The sequence below is a fragment of the Celeribacter indicus genome (assembly GCF_000819565.1).
In the GTDB taxonomy this organism is placed as follows: domain Bacteria; phylum Pseudomonadota; class Alphaproteobacteria; order Rhodobacterales; family Rhodobacteraceae; genus Celeribacter; species Celeribacter indicus.
The window spans coordinates 1,471,242-1,484,429 of sequence record NZ_CP004393.1; the positions used below are offsets into that span (position 1 = coordinate 1,471,242).

Genomic DNA, 13,188 nt, shown 5'->3' on the forward strand with positions numbered 1-13,188 from the left:
GCCATGGCCGAACGGCTTTCCGATGAGACGCCGGAGCAGGGGGAGCACACCCCCCTGTTCCGCGCCCTGCGCGGCCTGTCGCTGCTCTGTGCCGGGGCGGGCGGGGCGGTGATCTTCGCCTCCGCGCTGCTCGTCACCCTCTCCGTGGCGATGCGCAACCTCGGGCTCGGCGGCATCCGGGGCGATTTCGAGCTCGTGGAGCTGGCCTGTGCTGCCTGCGCCTCGCTCTTCCTGCCGCTGTGCCAGTTCAACAAGGGACACGTCATGGTCGATCTCTTCACCCTCTGGCTCCCGGCCAGGGCGCAGCGCCGGCTGGACGGCCTCTGGACCCTCGCCTTCGCCTTCGCCTGGGCCTTCGTCGCCTGGCGCCTCACCGTCGGACTCGGCGAGATGCGCGGCTACGGCGACCGGACCATGCTGCTGCGTGCGCCGATCTGGTGGGTCTATCTCCCCGCGATCCTCGGCACCGCGCTTTCCGCGCTGATCGCGGCGCTGCAATCCCTGCCGATGCTGTCGCAGGGCCTGCGCGCGCTGGAGGTGCGGTGATGGACCCGCTGACGATTGCCGTCGTGATGGTCGTGGCGCTTCTCGGCCTCATCTTCATCCGCATGCCGATCGCGCTCGCGATGGGGCTGGTCGGCGGGCTGGGCTATGTGGCGCTCGCGGGCCACTACGCGCTCTTCGCCTATCTCAACACCGTCTGGGTGGACAAGTTCATGTCCTATGAGCTCGCCATCGTGCCGCTGTTCATCCTCATGGGCCATCTTGCCACCCGCGCAGGCATTTCCTCCGCGATCTTCGCCGCCTCGAACGCCTGGATCGGCCACCTGCGCGGCGGGCTCGCCATGGCTGCGGTGGCGGGCTGCGCGATGTTCGGCTCGATCTCCGGCTCCTCGCTCGCCACCGCCTCGACCATGGCGCGCGTGGCGCTGCCGGAAATGCGCAGGCACGGCTATTCCGGCGCGCTGGCCTCCGGCTCGCTCGCGGCGGGCGGCACGCTCGGCATCCTGATCCCGCCCTCGGTCGTGCTCATCATCTACGCGCTTCTGACCGAACAGAACATCGTGAAGCTCTTCCTCGCCGCCACCCTTCCCGGCATCCTCGCCGTGATCGGCTTCTGCATCGCCATCGCCGTCTATGTCCGCCTCTTCCCCGCCGAGGGCCCGACGCATGCCCGCGCACCGCTCGCCGTGCGGCTGAGGGCGCTCGGGGACATCTGGCATATCGTCGCGATCTTCGTCGTCGTGCTGGGCGGCATCTACGGCGGGTTCTTCACCCCGGCCGAAGGCGCCTCCGTCGGCGTGGTCCTCATGCTCGTCGCCGGGCTCGCCACCCGCGGCCTGACCGGGCGCGCGATCCTCGACTGCCTGATCGACACCGCCGGATCCACCGCGATGATCTTCGCCATCGTCTTCGGTGCGGACCTGTTCAACGTCGCGCTCGCGCTCAGCCGCATGCCCGCCGATGTCGCCGCCTTCTTCTCCGCCGCCGAGGTGGCGCCGATCGTGGTGCTGCTGGGCATCATCGCCTTCTACCTCGTGATGGGCTGCGTCATGGACAGCCTGTCGATGATCCTCCTGACGGTGCCGGTCTTCTTCCCCACCATCATGGCGCTCGACTTCGGCCTCCTGCCGGAACAGCAGGCCATGTGGTTCGGCATCATTTCCCTCGTCGTGGTGGAGATGGGGCTCATCACCCCGCCCGTCGGCATGAACCTCTTCGTCATCTCCTCGATGGCCAGGGACATCCCGACCGCACAGATCTTCCGCGGCACCACCCCCTTCATCCTCGCCGAGGTGGTCCGCATCGCGGTGCTCGTGAGCTTCCCGGCGCTGAGCTTCCGGCTCGTCGACCTGATCGGATAGAAAGGATTTTTCATGGCCAAGGACATGCAAGAGATCACCGACGAAAACCTGCGCCAGTTCGCGGGCTACAACATGAAACGCGCCTTCCTCATGGTGCGCGACGACCTCGGGCGCACGCTTCAGGAATTCGGGCTGCGGATGACCTCGTTCTCCGCCCTCGCGATCATCATCGAGAACCCCGACGTGTCGCAGAGCCGCCTCGCCGAGGCGCTCCATATCGAACGCTCGGGCGTCGTCGTGCTGGTCGACGAACTGGAAAGCGCCGATCTCATCGCGCGCAACCGGGTCGAGGGCGACCGGCGTCAATACGCCCTGCGCGCCACGCCCGAGGGAGAGGCGGTCTGGACCCGCGCCGAGGCGGCGGTCCATGCCCATGAGGAACGCATCTTCGCCGGCCTCGGCGCCGGGGAGCGGCAGAGGCTGGCGGATCTGCTCAGGAGGGTGGGCCGTGGCTGAGGCGGAACTGAGGGAGGACGGTATCATGACGGACGAAACGACGGGCCTCACGCTCGCGCCCCATGCGGTGCAAAGGACGGTGCGCGACACCGGCGACATCCTCCTGACCTCGCGCGTGCCGCTCGATCCGGTGGTGGAACATACCGGCGTCTGGCTCGAGACATGGGCGCGGGAGACGCCGGAGGCGGTCTATCTCGCCGAACGCTCGGGCGAGGGCTGGCGCGCGCTCGGCTATGGCGAGGTGCTCGACCGGGTGAAGGCCATCGCGGCCGCGCTCGCGGCGCGCGGGCTCGATGCCTCCACGCCCGTTCTGATCATGTCCGGCAATTCCGTCGACCACGCGCTCCTGTCCTTCGCCGCGCAATGGGCCGGCGTGCCGACCGTGCCGCTGGCCGAACAGTATTCCCTCATCGAGGAGGCGCATTTCCGCCTGCAATACGCCATCGCGAAGACGAAGCCCGCGATGGCCTTCGTCGACGATGCCGGGCGCTACGCAAAGGCGCTCGCGCTGCCCGATCTCGACGGGATCGAGATCGTCGCCTCCCGCACCGCCGGCGCGCCGCGCCCGGTGACCCCCTTCGCGGAGCTGCTCAGGGGCGATGCGTCCGTCGATCTCGACGCCCTGCACGCGAAGGTCGGCCCCGACACGGTGGCCAAGATCCTCTTCACCTCCGGTTCCTCCTCCGACCCGAAGGGCGTTCTGACGACGCAGCGGATGATGTGCGCCAACCAGGCGCAGATGGCCTCCGTCCTGCCCTTCATGAAGGAGCGCAAACAGCGGATCGTCGACTGGCTGCCCTGGAACCATGTCTTCGGCGGCTCGCACAACGTCAACATGATGCTGATGCACGGCGGCGCGCTCTATATCGACGACGGCAAGCCGACGAAGGCGCTGTTCGGCCGCACCGTCGCGAATGTCACCGACAAGGCGGGCACCGTCGCCTTCAACGTGCCCGTGGGCTTTTCCATGCTCGTGCACGAGATGGAACACGACCGCGCCCTGCGCGAGGCCTATTTCCGCGACCTCGACATGATCTTCTACGCCGGCGCCTCCCTGCCGCAGGACGTCTGGACCCGGCTCGAGGACATGGCGCGGGAGGTGCGGGGCCGGCTGCCGCTGATGATCTCCTCCTGGGGCCTCACGGAGACCGCACCGGCCAATGTGATGGTGCACGAACCCATCGGGCGCTCCGGCGTGATCGGCGTGCCGCTTCCCGGCGTCGAGGTGAAGCTCCTCCCCGATGCCGAGATGCGCTGCGAGATCCGGGTGAAGGGGCCGAACGTGATGCCCGGCTACCTGAACGATCCCGAAAAGACGGCGCAGGCCTTCGACGCCGAGGGCTTCTTCATCTCCGGCGATGCGGTGCGCTTCGTCGATGCGGAGGATCCCGACCGCGGGCTCCGGTTCGACGGCCGCGTGTCGGAGGATTTCAAGCTCCTGACCGGCACATGGGTGCAGGCCGGGAAACTGCGGCTCGACGCGCTCGAGGCGCTGCGCGGGCTCGTGCAGGATGTCGTGATCTGCGGCCATGACCGCGACGACATCGGCCTGTTCATCTTCCCGCGCCCCGACCGGCTCACCGGCGACAACCGGTCCGAGGGCGCGGTGATCGACGCGCATCTCCAGGCGGAGATCCATCACATCCTGCGCAAGATGGCCCGCGCCGCTTCCGGTTCGGCCCGGCGCATCGCCCGCGCGATCATCCTCGCCGAACCGCCCTCGGTGAAGGACGGGGAGATCACCGACAAGGGCTCGCTCAACACCCGCAGGATCATCGCCCGCCGCGCCGACCTGCTCGAACGGCTCTACGACAACAACGATCCCGCGCTCATCCGCGTGTAAGGAGACGACATGGTTGATTTTTCAAAGGTCCGCGCGATCGACTTCCACACCCATGCCGAAGAGGCCTGCGGCTGTCACGACGATGACGGCTATGACGAACTCCAGGCGACCATGGCCGAATATTTCGGCGCCCCCTGGAGCCATCCTCCGACCATCGACCAGACCGCCGCGCATTACCGCGACATGAACATCGCCGCGGTGATCTTCCCGGTCGATGCGGAACGCGAGACGGGCTATCGCCGCTACGACAATTACGAGGTGGCCGATGCCGCCGCGAAACATTCCGACATCCTCATCCCCTTCGCCTCCATCGACCCGGCAAAGGGCCGGCTCGGCGCCCGCGAGGCCCGCGATCTGGTGGAACACCACGGCATCCGCGGGTTCAAGTTCCACCCGACGATGCAGGGCTTCTACCCCAACGACCGCGCCGCCTATCCGCTCTACGAGGCGATCGCGGAAAGCGGCAGGCCCGCGCTGTTCCATACCGGACAGACCGGCGTCGGCTCCGGCATGCGCGGCGGCAACGGGATGCGGCTCAAATATTCCAACCCGATGTATACGGACGATCTCGCGGTCGATTTCCCCGACATGCCGATCATCCTCGCGCACCCGTCCTTCCCCTGGCAGGAGGAGGCGCTCTCGGTCGCCAACCACAAGCCCAACGTCTATATCGACCTGTCCGGCTGGTCGCCGAAATACTTCCCGCCGATCCTCGTGCGCTACGCCAACTCGCTGCTGAAGGACAAGATGCTCTTCGGCTCCGACTGGCCGATGATCGCGCCGGAGAAATGGCTCGCGGCCTTCGACAGGGCCGAATTCAAGGACGAGGTGCGCCCGCTGATCCTCAAGGAGAACGCGATGCGGCTTCTGGGGGTCTCCGCATGATCCCGTTCGCGGCCCCGGTCGAGGACATCCTCCTCTGCCTGCGCGACGTCGCCGGCGCCGACCGCCTGCCCGACTGGGACGACGAGACGGCGGAGGGCATCCTCCGGCATTTCGCCGCCTTCGCGGAGGGCGTCCTCGCCCCGCTCGACGAGACGGGCGACGCGCAGGGATGCCGGCTCGAGAACGGGCGGGTGATCCTGCCCGACGGGTTCCGCGACGCCTTCGCACAGCTCGCCGCGGGCGGCTGGCAGGGGCTCACCGCGCCCGAGGCGTTCGGCGGCATGGCCCAGAACGCGGCGATCGCGGCGGGCGTCTCGGAAATCTTCTCCGGCGCGAACCACAGTCTCCAGATGGTCTGCAACCTCGTGCCCGGCGCCATCTCGACGCTGATGAAATTCGGCTCCGAGGCGCAGCAAACCCGTTGGATCCCGCGTCTGGCGGCGGGCGAAACGCTCTCCACCATGTGCCTGACCGAACCGGGCGCGGGGTCCGATCTCTCCCGCATCCGCACGCGCGCCCTCCGCGAGGGAGAGGCGTGGCGGATCGAGGGAGAGAAGATCTTCATCTCCGGCGGCGATCAGGACCTGTCGCGCGACATCCTGCATCTCGTGCTCGCGCGCACCGGCGCGCCGGGCGACGGGGTGAAGGGCCTGTCGCTCTTTCTCTGCCCCTCCGCGACCGGCGGCGCGCGCAACGCGGTCAGCGTGACCCGGATCGAGGAAAAGCTCGGCCTGCACGCCTCGCCCACCTGCCAGCTCGCCTTCGACGGCGCCGGGGCCGAACTGATCGGGCAGGAGGGCGGCGGGCTCGCGGCGATGTTCACGATGATGAACCACGCCCGGCTCGACGTGGCGCTCCAGGGCGTCGCCCACGCCTCCCGCGCCCACCAGATCGCGGCAGGTTATGCCGCGGAGCGCCGGCAGGGGCGCAGGGCCGACGGCACCGGGGCCGTGCTCTCCGACCACCCGGACGTGCGGCGGATGCTCGGCGAACAGCGCAGCCTCGCGCTCGGGGCGCGGGCGATGGCCTGCCTGACGATGACCGAGCTCGCGATGGGGGACGCCCCGGCGCTCGTGGATTTCCTCACCCCCGTGTGCAAGGTTTTCTGCACCGAGGCGGGCATCCGCGCTGCCGATCTCGGGATCCAGGTGCTCGGCGGCTACGGCTATCTCACCGAATACCGCATCTCCCAGACCTGGCGCGACGCGCGGATCACGTCGATCTACGAGGGCGCGAACGGGATCCACGCGAGCGCGCTCGCGACGCGCGGCCTGCGCGACCCTGCCGGCGCCGACGCTTTCGCGGCGCGTGTCGGGGAGCTTGCGGCGGGCGATGCCGGCTGCCTCGCGCTGCGGGACGACTGGCAGAGGATGCGGGCAGGGATGGGAGATGACCCCCTCGCGCAGGCGCATGAGTTCATGGCGCTGACCGGGGAGCTTCTGTTCCGCGCGGTCTGGTGCCGGCTCGCCGCGACGGGCGGGCCGGAGCTTCTCCGCCTGTCCCGCGCGGTGGCGCGCCGGCCTCTGCCGGTGGCCCTGCCGCGCGCCGCCTGAGCCGCCCCTGCGCCGCCTGTCCCCCGCGGATCATGGATGGCGCTCATCGCTCCGGCAGGCTGCGCGCCTCTATGGCCTCGGCGATCTCGTCGGCGGATTTCAGCGTCCGCACCACCATCGGGACGAGCAGCGCACGCAGGTTGCGCCCCTGTCCGCGGGCGTGCTGCGCCTCCCGCACCTCGTCGAAGATGCCGCGCACCAGCGGGATGAAGCGCCACACGAGCGACATGGCCAGCGCGATCTTGTCCTTCGGCACCCAGCCGGGCGCGTGTTTCAGCCCGGCGAGGATTCCCTCGATGAACTCGCTCGCGCGCGTCGTCGAGGTGACGAGCGCCGCCGCCGCCAGCAGGCAGGCGAGCCGGAGCGCCACGAAGGCCGCCTGCGACGGGCCGGCGAGCCAGAGTTGCACCACGAAGATGAGCGCGAGCACCGGGACGGCGGGCCGGAGCGCCGCGACCGCGTGGCGCGGCGCCAGCCCGGCCCGCGCATAGCCGAAGACCACGAGCGCCACCGCGAGGGAGAGCACGGCCCAATGGGACAGCAGGAAGACCAGCGTGCAGAGGACGAAGAGCGCCAGCAGCTTGCGTCCCGGCGGAGCGCGGTGCAGCGGACTGTCGCCCGCGATATAGAGATCGCTCAGCATGTCGCCCGCGCGACATAGGCGGGGATCACCGCGCCGGGCGGGCCGTCCCCGACGATCCGCCCGCCGTCGATCCAGAGCACCCGGTCGAACGCCCCGATGAGGTCGAGATCGTGGGTGACCACAACCGCGGGCCGGGGCAGGGCGTCGAGCACCCGCGCAAAGCGGGTCCGGTTGGCGAGGTCGAGCAGGGTCGTCGGCTCGTCGAACACCACCAGATCGGGCTCCGTCACCAGCACGCCGGCGAGCGCGACCAGCTGCTTCTCCCCGCCGGAAAGCTGATGGGTGAAACGGTCCTTCAGATGCGCGATCTCCAGCGCCGCGAGCACCCGCGCGATGCGGTCGGCCACCTCCGCCTTGCCGAGCCGGCGAGATCTGAGCCCGAAGGCGAGGTCTTCCTCCACGATGGGAAAGACGATCTGGTTGTCGGGGTTCTGGAACACGAATCCCACATGCCGGCGCAGGTCGTCGTCGGTGTCGCCGAACCGGACGGTGCCCGCCGTGGGCGTCTCGAGCCCGTTGAACAGCCGCAGGAAGGTGCTCTTGCCCGCGCCGTTCGAGCCGATCACGCCGATGCGGCGTTCGGGGAGCGTGAGGTCGATCTCCGACAGGATCTCGCGATCCCCCCTGGTCACGGTCACCCCGTCGAAGATCATCATGGCCGGGCCTCAGGCCGCCTGCCCGATGATCGGGTAGGACCGCTTCACCGCCACCATGACCGCCGCCGCGATCACCGCCTTGACGATGTCGCCGGGGATGAAGGCGGCCGAGCCGGCGAAGGCGGTGGACAGCGGCACGCCGGCGGCAAGGGCGACGCCGGGAATGCCGAAGGCATACATCACCACGATGCCCCCCGCGACGCAGATCAGCGTGGCGGTGACAAGGGACAGCCCGTCCCAGAACCTCTCCGTCATCCAGCCGATCGCAAGCGCCGCCGCGACCCAGCCCAGAAGGAAGCCCGCCGTCGGCCCGACGAAGACCGCCAGCCCGCCGCGCCCGCCCGACAGGAGCGGCAGGCCGATCGCCACGAGCACGAGCAGCAGCAGGATCGCGAGCCCGCCGCGCCTCGCCCCCAGCACGCCGCCCGCAAGCATCACGCCCAGCGATTGCGCGGTGACCGGCACCGGCAGGAGCGGCAGGGTGATCGGCGGGAAGACCGCCATCACGGCGGTGATCGCCGCGAACAGGGCAATGAGAACGATGTCGCGCGTGGTCATCGGGTGTCCTCCCAATGGGGCGGGCCGTCGCCGGGCCCGCCGGGTGATCCTGTGGCTGCGAGTGATACGCGCCGCCCCGACCCGCGGTAAACCCCCTTTCGCGCCGGCGGAGGCGGATTTGCGGCCGCGCGCGCCCCCCGTCTTGTCCCGCATCCGCCCTCTCGACCGCCGCGCGTCTTTCATGTTATGATATGCACAGATTTGAATAATTATAGAGGAAGATCATGACAGGACGGACACCGCCGCGCCTCGGCCGGCGCGCATTTCTGGGACTGGCCGCGGGTGCGGGCGCCCTGGCCGCCGCGGGGCAGTCCGCCGCGCAGGCCGCCCCCGTCGCGACGAAGGCGAAGATCGTCATCATCGGCGCCGGGGCCGGGGGCACGTCGCTGGCCAACCGCCTCGTGCGCCGCCTCGAGGGGGCGCAGATCACGCTCATCGACCCGCGCCGCGCGCATCTCTACCAGCCGGGCCTGTCGCTCGTCGCCGCCGGGCTGAAGCCCGCGGGCTACGTGGTCTCCGACACCGCCGCCTGGCTGCCCTCCGGCGTGACGCTGATCGCCGAACGCGCCGCGGCCATCGACCCGGAGGCGAAATCCGTCATCACCGGGACCGGGACGCGCTATCCCTACGATCTCCTCGTGGTCGAGCCGGGCCTCGTGCTCGACCACGACGCGATCGAGGGCTTCTCCCTCGACATGGTCGGCGAAAACGGCATCGGCGCGCTCTATGCCGGCCCCGACTATGCCGCGAAGACCTGGCGAGCCGCCTCGAAATTCACCGAGGAGGGCGGCATCGGCCTCTTCACCCGCCCGGCGACGGAGATGAAATGCGCCGGCGCGCCGCTCAAGCACACGTTCCTCATCGAGGATATCGCGAGCCGGGGCGGGGCGGCGGGCCGCTACGAGATCGCCTATGCCTGTCCGCAGGCGGCGCTCTTTTCCGTGCCGATCGTCGCCGAAAAGGTGCGGATGCTGTTCGCCGGACGCAACATCGCCTCGCATTTCGGCCATAGGCTGACCGCGGTCGATGCCGGGGCGAAACGCGCCACCTTCGCGGTCAGGGGCAGGGATCCGCTGACCGGAGAGGACACCGCCTCCACCGTGGACATGCCCTATGACTACCTCCACGTCATCCCGCCGCAGCGTGCGCCGGAGGTGATCCGCCAGTCCGGCCTTTCCTGGAGCGACAGATGGACCGACCAGGGCTGGGTCGAATGCGACATGCACACCCTGCGCCACCTGCGCTATCCCGAGATCTGGGCGCTGGGCGACGTCGCCGGCGTGCCGAAGGGCAAGACCGCCGCCTCCGTCAAGTGGCAGGTGCCGGTGGTGGAGGACCAGATCGTCTCCACCCTCGCGGGAGAGACGCCGCGCGAGACCTACAACGGCTATACCTCCTGCCCGATGATCACCCGCGTCGGCCGCGCGATGCTCGTGGAATTCGACTACAACAACGATCTCGTGCCCTCCTTCCCCGGCATCGTCCCGCCGCTCGAGGAGCTCTGGATCTCCTGGCTGATGAAGGAGGTCGCGCTGAAGGCGACCTACAACGCCATGCTGCGCGGCAAGGCCTGAGGAGGAGACGCCATGAAGGACCTGACCCTTGAAACCATCATCGCCGTGCTGGAGGAAATCTTCGGCCGCGGCCTGTTCTGGACCATGGCGGGGCTCGCCGCCGCGGTGACGCTCGCCTATCTCTACGTGCTGATCCGCGACCGCGCGGTGAGCTGGCACAAGTTCCTCTGGGCGCAGCTCTCCATGCCGCTGGGCGCGGTGCTTGCCGTCTGGTTCGTCCTCGCGATCACCCATTCGCATGTCTCCGACATCGGCGGTGCGGTGGACCTGATCGTCTTCCTCGGCATCGCCACGCTCGGCGCGGTCGGGATGGCGATCCTCGTCTACACCGTGCAATCGCTGATCCGCCCCCTGCGCCGCGCCGGCGGGTCCTGACCCGCGGCCGGCGGCGGATCCCTCGGGCCGCCTCGTGCCCTGCGATCCGGGGGGCGGGCGCCCCCTCCGGCCGTGACGGCCGGGGGCGCCCGCAGCCGCCGCTCCTCCGCCGCGCGGGGGGCTTTCGCTTTACATCGCTGGGCCGCTCCGGTAATCGCGGGGAAAACCCAAGACGAGGCGGCGAGGCCCATGTCCGACGCGACCTGCATCTATTCCATTGTCATCCCCGCGCGCAACGAGGCGGAGAACATCGCGAGCCTGCTCGACGGGATCGCGGCGGCCTGCGCGCCCCTGGGGCCGTGGGAGGTGATCGTGGTGGACGATGCCTCCGATGACGGGATGGCCGACCTGCTCTCCCGCCGCATGGAGGTCATGCCCGAGCTGCGGGTGATCCGGCACGACCGCGCGGGCGGGCAATCCGCCGGCGTCCATTCCGGCGTGCGCGCCGCGCGCGGCACCTATGTCTGCACGCTCGACGGCGACGGCCAGAACCCGCCTTCGGAAATCCCCAACATGGTCGCGCCCTTCGCCGGACCGGGCGCGGCGGAGATCGGCCTCGTCGCCGGCCAGCGGGTCGGGCGCCAGGACACCGCCTCCAAGCGCTACGCCTCGAAATTCGCCAATGCCCTGCGCGCGCGCATCCTGAAGGACGGCACCCGCGACACCGGCTGCGGGCTGAAGGCGTTCCGGCGCGACGACTTCCTCACGCTGCCCTATTTCGACCACATGCACCGCTACCTTCCCGCGCTCTTCGCCCGCGACGGCTGGACGATCGCCCATGTCGACGTGAGCCATGCCGCGCGCGGCGGCGGGCGGTCGCATTATTCCAACGTCCAGCGCGCCCTCGTCGGGATCGTCGACCTGGCGGGCGTCGCCTGGCTGTTGCGCCGGCGCAAGAAATCGCGCCCGACCGAGGTCATGCCCGCGCGCGGGGAGGTCTGAGCGATGGACTGGCTCATGGCGATCCTGCATGTCGAGACCGTCACCGAACTCTGGTGGGTCGTCTTCGGCCTGCTCGCCCAGCTCATGTTCACCGCGCGCTTCCTGCTGCAATGGATCGCCTCCGAACGGGCCAAGGACAGCGTGATGCCCGTCGCCTTCTGGTATTTCTCCCTGGCCGGCGGCGTGATGCTGCTGACCTATGCGCTCTACCGGCGCGATCCGGTCTTCGTGCTCGGGCAGTCCCTCGGCGTCGTCATCTACGCCCGCAACCTCTGGCTCATCTATGCCAAGCGACGCGTCGGCCAGACCCCGAGCGAGTGACTGGCTCGCCCCCGCGCTGGCGCTCGTCGCCGTGGCGGTCGCGCTGCGGCTTCTCGCGCTCGCCTTCGACCGCACGGACCTGTTCGTCGACGAGGTGCAATACTGGTTCTGGGGGCAGAACCTCGATTTCGGCTATTACTCCAAGCCGCCGCTGATCGGCTGGCTCATCCGCCTCGTGACCGATCTGGCGGGCTCGGATGCCGCCTTCTGGGTGCGGATGCCGGGGGCGGTGCTGCACGGGATCACCGCGCTGCTGCTCGGGGCGCTGGCCGCGCGGCTGGCGGATGGCAGGGCCGCGCTCTGGACCGTCGCGATCTATCTCACGCTGCCCTTCACCGCGCTCGGCTCGGTGATGATCTCGACCGACACGGTGATGGCGCCCGCCTTCGCCGCCGCGCTGCTGTTCCTCTTCCGCCTGACGGAAAGCCGACGGACGTCCGACGCATTGCTGACCGGCCTTTTCGCCGGTCTCGCGGTGATGGCGAAATATGCGGGCGTCTATTTCCTGATCGGCGCCGGGCTCGCGATGCTGGCCTGTCCGGCAATGCGGATCGGCTGGCGCCAGGCCGCGCTGATGCTCCTCGCCTTCGCCGTCGTCGTCGCGCCGAACGTGGTCTGGAACCTCTCCCACGACCTCACCACCGTCTCGCATACGATGGACAATGCCGGCTGGGTGCGCACCGGCGCGCGGTTCCATCCCGGCTCGCTGGCCGAGTTCTTCTTCAGCCAGTTCGCGGTCTTCGGCCCCGTGACCTTCGCCGCGCTGCTCTGGGGCTATGCCCGTCCGCGCCTCGGGACGCGGCGCGCGCTCGCGCTCCTGTCGGTGCCCGCGCTGATGGTCGTCTCCGTGCAGGCGCTGCTCGACCGGGCCTATGCCAACTGGGCAATCGCCACCTATTTCGCAGGCACGGTGCTCGCCGTTCTGGTCCTGCCGCGGGCGGGCCGCATCGCCGCGCTCTGCGTCAACCTCATTCCCACGCTCGCCCTGCCGGTTCTGATCACCCTCGCGCCCTGGCCCCGGACCGACTCCGGCCCGCTCCTCGAACGCTACCTCGGCAGGCACGCCCTCTCCGGGAGCATCCTCGCCCTCGCACGGGCCGAGGGCCTGCCGGTGGTGAGCGACAATCGCGATATTCTCGCCGATCTCTTCTATATCGGGCGGGACGACACCGTGAGGTTCTACGCCGCGCCGGAGGAGGGCCGCGCCTCGAGCTATTACGCGCAGATGCGCCCGATGCCGGAGCGCCTCACCGGCGAGGTGCTGATGATCTCCACCTCGGACACCGGCTGCCCCGGCGCGCGGCTCGAAGGGCTGACGCTGACCGGCGTATGGGCGGGCCGCGACGTGGTCGCTCAGCGCGTCGCGGCGACCTGCCTGCGCGGGCGCTGAGCCGCGCGCGGGTTATATCTCGGGCGGGACGGCGGTGTGAGGCTGCACCCTGCGCCGGAGGAGGCGACCGCGATCAAGAGCGTTTCGGGCAAAACCTGAATCGCGGGGGCCTCCCGATGCAGCCCAG

At 69.5% G+C, this 13,188-nt stretch carries 14 protein-coding genes; 11 read left to right on the forward strand and 3 right to left on the reverse strand.

Going from position 1 to position 13,188, the window contains the following annotated elements; genetic code table 11:
* The first annotated feature begins 3 nt into the window (after window positions 1-3).
* The 6 genes from P73_RS07435 to P73_RS07460 are packed head-to-tail and all read left to right on the forward strand — an operon-like array spanning window position 4 to window position 6,602.
* On the forward strand, window positions 4-546 hold the full coding sequence (locus P73_RS07435) for a TRAP transporter small permease (protein ID WP_043869107.1): 543 nt from the start codon (window positions 4-6) through the stop codon (window positions 544-546).
* Entirely contained in the window at window positions 546-1,865 is a 1,320-nt protein-coding gene (locus P73_RS07440) for a TRAP transporter large permease (RefSeq protein ID WP_043869108.1), read from the forward strand. The genes P73_RS07435 and P73_RS07440 overlap by 1 nt, the downstream gene beginning before the upstream one ends.
* 12 nt (window positions 1,866-1,877) lie before the next feature.
* A complete protein-coding gene (locus tag P73_RS07445; protein WP_043869109.1) occupies window positions 1,878-2,321 on the forward strand; it encodes a MarR family winged helix-turn-helix transcriptional regulator in 444 nt (147 codons plus the stop codon).
* Window positions 2,322-2,346: 25 nt separating this feature from the next.
* Window positions 2,347-4,164: a feruloyl-CoA synthase gene (locus P73_RS07450; protein WP_043869110.1), complete on the forward strand. Its 1,818-nt coding sequence runs from the start codon at window positions 2,347-2,349 to the stop codon at window positions 4,162-4,164.
* 9 nt (window positions 4,165-4,173) lie between these two features.
* Window positions 4,174-5,049, forward strand: coding sequence for an amidohydrolase family protein (locus P73_RS07455; RefSeq protein ID WP_043869111.1), 876 nt, complete (start codon window positions 4,174-4,176; stop codon window positions 5,047-5,049).
* Window positions 5,046-6,602 (forward strand): acyl-CoA dehydrogenase family protein, encoded by a 1,557-nt coding sequence (locus P73_RS07460; protein ID WP_043869112.1) that lies wholly within the window; start codon window positions 5,046-5,048, stop codon window positions 6,600-6,602. Before P73_RS07455 ends, P73_RS07460 begins: the two co-directional genes overlap by 4 nt.
* Window positions 6,603-6,645: 43 nt before the next feature.
* Here the strand turns inward: P73_RS07460 and P73_RS07465 are convergent, their stop codons facing one another.
* From P73_RS07465 to P73_RS07475, 3 genes are read right to left on the reverse strand one after another with little or no spacing between them, the layout of a single operon-like run.
* Complete coding sequence (locus tag P73_RS07465; protein ID WP_043869113.1) at window positions 6,646-7,245, reverse strand: energy-coupling factor transporter transmembrane component T family protein; 600 nt, start codon at window positions 7,243-7,245, stop codon at window positions 6,646-6,648.
* Entirely contained in the window at window positions 7,239-7,901 is a 663-nt protein-coding gene (locus P73_RS07470) for an energy-coupling factor ABC transporter ATP-binding protein (RefSeq protein ID WP_043869114.1), read from the reverse strand. Before P73_RS07470 ends, P73_RS07465 begins: the two co-directional genes overlap by 7 nt.
* 9 nt (window positions 7,902-7,910) lie before the next feature.
* Window positions 7,911-8,459, reverse strand: coding sequence for a biotin transporter BioY (locus tag P73_RS07475; protein ID WP_043869115.1), 549 nt, complete (start codon window positions 8,457-8,459; stop codon window positions 7,911-7,913).
* A gap of 224 nt (window positions 8,460-8,683) precedes the next feature.
* Here P73_RS07475 and P73_RS07480 point away from each other — a divergent pair, with 224 nt between their 5' ends.
* From P73_RS07480 to P73_RS07500, 5 genes are all read left to right on the forward strand, one after another.
* Window positions 8,684-10,033, forward strand: coding sequence for an NAD(P)/FAD-dependent oxidoreductase (locus P73_RS07480; protein WP_043869116.1), 1,350 nt, complete (start codon window positions 8,684-8,686; stop codon window positions 10,031-10,033).
* A gap of 12 nt (window positions 10,034-10,045) precedes the next feature.
* Window positions 10,046-10,408: a DUF5368 domain-containing protein gene (locus P73_RS07485; RefSeq protein ID WP_043869117.1), complete on the forward strand. Its 363-nt coding sequence runs from the start codon at window positions 10,046-10,048 to the stop codon at window positions 10,406-10,408.
* A 189-nt stretch (window positions 10,409-10,597) separates the two neighbouring features.
* On the forward strand, window positions 10,598-11,350 hold the full coding sequence (locus P73_RS07490) for a glycosyltransferase family 2 protein (protein ID WP_052453099.1): 753 nt from the start codon (window positions 10,598-10,600) through the stop codon (window positions 11,348-11,350).
* 3 nt (window positions 11,351-11,353) lie between these two features.
* Entirely contained in the window at window positions 11,354-11,671 is a 318-nt protein-coding gene (locus P73_RS07495; protein WP_043869118.1) for a lipid-A-disaccharide synthase N-terminal domain-containing protein, read from the forward strand.
* Window positions 11,634-13,061, forward strand: a complete 1,428-nt coding sequence (locus P73_RS07500; protein ID WP_082033147.1) for an ArnT family glycosyltransferase — start codon at window positions 11,634-11,636, stop codon at window positions 13,059-13,061. Before P73_RS07495 ends, P73_RS07500 begins: the two co-directional genes overlap by 38 nt.
* Window positions 13,062-13,188 lie beyond the last annotated feature (127 nt).

What these genes read in the sequence shown, in the direction of transcription:
- P73_RS07470 (WP_043869114.1), bottom strand. Translation starts at nt 7,901, where the DNA reads ATGATGATCTTCGACGGGGTGACCGTGACCAGGGGGGATCGCGAGATC.
- P73_RS07500 (WP_082033147.1), top strand. Translation starts at nt 11,634, where the DNA reads ATGCCAAGCGACGCGTCGGCCAGACCCCGAGCGAGTGACTGGCTCGCC.
- P73_RS07455 (WP_043869111.1), top strand. Translation starts at nt 4,174, where the DNA reads ATGGTTGATTTTTCAAAGGTCCGCGCGATCGACTTCCACACCCATGCC.
- P73_RS07465 (WP_043869113.1), bottom strand. Translation starts at nt 7,245, where the DNA reads ATGCTGAGCGATCTCTATATCGCGGGCGACAGTCCGCTGCACCGCGCT.
- P73_RS07480 (WP_043869116.1), top strand. Translation starts at nt 8,684, where the DNA reads ATGACAGGACGGACACCGCCGCGCCTCGGCCGGCGCGCATTTCTGGGA.
- P73_RS07450 (WP_043869110.1), top strand. Translation starts at nt 2,347, where the DNA reads ATGACGGACGAAACGACGGGCCTCACGCTCGCGCCCCATGCGGTGCAA.
- P73_RS07460 (WP_043869112.1), top strand. Translation starts at nt 5,046, where the DNA reads ATGATCCCGTTCGCGGCCCCGGTCGAGGACATCCTCCTCTGCCTGCGC.
- P73_RS07435 (WP_043869107.1), top strand. Translation starts at nt 4, where the DNA reads ATGGCCGAACGGCTTTCCGATGAGACGCCGGAGCAGGGGGAGCACACC.
- P73_RS07440 (WP_043869108.1), top strand. Translation starts at nt 546, where the DNA reads ATGGACCCGCTGACGATTGCCGTCGTGATGGTCGTGGCGCTTCTCGGC.
- P73_RS07475 (WP_043869115.1), bottom strand. Translation starts at nt 8,459, where the DNA reads ATGACCACGCGCGACATCGTTCTCATTGCCCTGTTCGCGGCGATCACC.
- P73_RS07495 (WP_043869118.1), top strand. Translation starts at nt 11,354, where the DNA reads ATGGACTGGCTCATGGCGATCCTGCATGTCGAGACCGTCACCGAACTC.
- P73_RS07445 (WP_043869109.1), top strand. Translation starts at nt 1,878, where the DNA reads ATGGCCAAGGACATGCAAGAGATCACCGACGAAAACCTGCGCCAGTTC.
- P73_RS07485 (WP_043869117.1), top strand. Translation starts at nt 10,046, where the DNA reads ATGAAGGACCTGACCCTTGAAACCATCATCGCCGTGCTGGAGGAAATC.
- P73_RS07490 (WP_052453099.1), top strand. Translation starts at nt 10,598, where the DNA reads ATGTCCGACGCGACCTGCATCTATTCCATTGTCATCCCCGCGCGCAAC.